We start from the raw sequence: 2,694 nt of genomic DNA, 5'->3' as shown, positions 1-2,694 counted from the left end.
TGCTGGCGCAGGGCGCGGGCGCGGTTGAGTGGTGATTCTTTGGTGACGAAACTGAGCGCGCTTTCGCGCAGCATGGTCAGTTGTTCAGCGCGTTCGCTGTTGTGGGTGGTGGTCATGATGGGGTGGTTGCTGGTCGTGAATGTCAATAGGATTTGGGCAGCCCCAGCACCTTCTCGGCGATGAAGCACAGGATGAGTTGCGGGCTGATCGGCGCGATGCGCGGAATCATGATCTCGCGCAGGTAGCGTTCGACGTGGTATTCCTTGGCGTAGCCATAGCCGCCCAGCGTGGCCATGGCGCGCTGGCAGGCGTTGAAACCAGCCTCGGCCGCCATGTACTTGGCGGCATTGGCATCGGCGCCGCAGGGCAGGCCGTTGTCGTATTTCCAGGCCGCGCGCATCGCCATCATTTCGGCGGCTTCCAGCTCCATCCATGATTGCGCCAGCGGATGCTGGATCGACTGGTTCTGCCCGATAGGCCTGTCAAAGACCACGCGCTCGCGGGCGTACTTGACGGCTACCTGCAGCGCCGCCCGACCCAGGCCGACGGCCTCGCCCGCGATCAGCACCCGCTCCGGGTTCATGCCATGCAGGATGTACTCAAAGCCGCGGCCCTCTTCGCCGATGCGGTCCTCCACCGGCACCCGCAGGCAGTCGATGAAGAGTTCGTTCGAGTCGACCGCCTTGCGCCCCATCTTTTCGATTTCGCGCACCTCGACAAAACGGCGGTCGAGGTCGGTGTAGAACAGGCTCAGGCCGAAGGTCGGTTTCTTGCAGTCCTCGATCGGCGTGGTGCGCGCCAGAATGAGCATCTTCTCGGCCACCTGGGCGGTCGATATCCAGACCTTTTGGCCGGACAGCACATAGTGGTCGCCAACCCGCTCGGCACGGGTTTTCAGGCGGGTGGTGTTCAGGCCGGTGTTGGGTTCGGTGACGGCGAAGCAGGCTTTCTCCTTGCCCTGGATCAGCGGAGGCAGCATGCGGCGTTTTTGCTCCTCGTTGCCAAACACGGCCACGGGCTGCAAACCGAAAATATTCATGTGCACGGCCGATGCGCCAGACAGTCCGGCACCCGACTGCGAGATGGCCTGCATCATCACGGTCGCTTCACTGATGCCCAGGCCGCCGCCGCCATATTCCTGCGGCAGGCAAACACCGAGCCAGCCGCCGTCGGCCAGGGCGCGGTGCAGCTCGTGCGGAAAGCCGCCAACCTTGTCGCGTTCGAGCCAGTAGCTGTCGTCGAAGCGGGCGCAGATTTTGCCGATCGCTTCGCGGATGGTTTCGTGTTCTGGGTTGGGTGTGAAATTCATGGATGAGAACGCTGTTCAACGCCCGCTGAAACGTGGGGCGCGCTTTTCCAGAAAGGCCTGCACGCCTTCACTTGCATCGCTACTTCGGGCGCGAGCTTCAATCAGAGACCTCTCGAGCGCCATTTGCTCGTGCAGGTTGCGTCGCGCGGCGCCTTCGCACAGTTGCTTGATGCCAGCCATCGAGGCGGTGGGCGCACGGGCCAGTCGTTCGCACAGGGTTTGGGCGCGAGCGCCCAACTCGGCGTCAGGCACGACTTCGTCCACCAAGCCGAAGTCGAGGCATCGGCGAGCGTCGATGGGGTCACTGAGCATGAGAAGCTGGCGCGCGCGCAGCGAGCCGATGCGTCGGTTGATGAAGTGGGATGCGCCCATGTCAGGGGACAAGCCGATGGCTGCGTACCCTGTGCGCAGCTTCATTGATGCTGCCGCCAGAGCGAAGTCGCCGCAAAGTGCCCAGCCGATGCCGCCACCGCCGACCGAGCCGTTGATGGCTGTCACCACCGGCACCGGCAGTTCCGACAGTCGCAGTAGCGCCGGGTGCGCGATGCCCACGAGCTCGTCAATATAGACGTCGAGCGTTCCAGCGTGTTGGCGCATCTCGGCGATATCCCCGCCGGCGCAGAATATCGTTCCGCTGCCGGTCAGCAATACGACCCGCGGCTTTGCTGCGGCAATCTCGGCAACTGCGCGGGCCAGTGCAGCAGTGGACGCGAGAGAGATCGTGTGAGGGCCGTCGCTGCGGTCGAGCACGATCCGGCCAATGTCCCTGGCCACACTCCAACGTACGTTGTCAGCAGTTTGTTCTTCCATCAGTTGCTCCAGTTTTGAACCCGGCGCGAGAATGCGGTGTTGTCGCATTCGAAATGAAGTGGTTTCAGATGATCGCCAGACCGAGGCGTGTGCCCTGGTCAATGGCGCGCAAGGCGTCGAGTTCGGCGGCCAGCTCGGCGCCGCCGATGACATCGGGCGCGAGGCCGAGCGCACGCAGTTCGGCAACCAGTGCGTTCTCGCTGTCCTGGCCGGCACACAGGACGATGGTGTCCACGGCCAGCGTTTGCGGCATGCCGTTGATGCTCAGGTGCAGGCCGGCATCGTCGATGCGTTCATAGGTGCAGCCCGAGAGCGTGCGCAGGCCGCGCCGCGCCAACTCGGCCTTGAGCGCCCAGCCGGTGGTCATGCCCAGGCTGCGTCCGGGTTTTTCCGGCTTGCGCTGCAACAGGGTAACTTCGCGTGGCGAGCTGACCGGCTGCATCGGTTTCAGGCCGCCAGCGGCTGAGGGCGAGGTGTCAACACCCCATTCAGCGTGAAACTGCTCGACCGCCTGGGGCGCGTTGGTCGCCTTACCCGCATGCTCGTCATGCAGCAGAAAGGTGGACACGTCGAAG

General features: G+C 63.8%; 2 protein-coding genes and 1 pseudogene. All 3 read right to left on the bottom strand.

The features are described from left to right. Positions 1 to 142: 142 nt before the first annotated feature. Complete coding sequence (locus ABYB95_RS20950; RefSeq protein WP_372661454.1) at positions 143 to 1,309, bottom strand: acyl-CoA dehydrogenase family protein; 1,167 nt, start codon at positions 1,307 to 1,309, stop codon at positions 143 to 145. Between the two features lie 15 nt (positions 1,310 to 1,324). Then, positions 1,325 to 2,119, bottom strand: coding sequence for an enoyl-CoA hydratase/isomerase family protein (locus tag ABYB95_RS20945; RefSeq protein ID WP_008905472.1), 795 nt, complete (start codon positions 2,117 to 2,119; stop codon positions 1,325 to 1,327). A 64-nt stretch (positions 2,120 to 2,183) separates the two neighbouring features. Beyond that, positions 2,184 to 2,694 (bottom strand): annotated as a pseudogene (gene fadH / locus ABYB95_RS20940) (NADPH-dependent 2,4-dienoyl-CoA reductase); the annotation flags it as partial.

The organism is Hydrogenophaga sp. (assembly GCF_041633695.1).
Taxonomy (GTDB): domain Bacteria; phylum Pseudomonadota; class Gammaproteobacteria; order Burkholderiales; family Burkholderiaceae_C; genus Hydrogenophaga.
This window is presented reverse-complemented; position numbering and strand designations above follow the sequence as displayed.

Bases quoted from the DNA above. Each gene is read 5' to 3' on its own strand.
- ABYB95_RS20950 (WP_372661454.1), bottom strand. From the start codon at position 1,309: ATGAATTTCACACCCAACCCAGAACACGAAACCATCCGCGAAGCGATC.
- ABYB95_RS20945 (WP_008905472.1), bottom strand. From the start codon at position 2,119: ATGGAAGAACAAACTGCTGACAACGTACGTTGGAGTGTGGCCAGGGAC.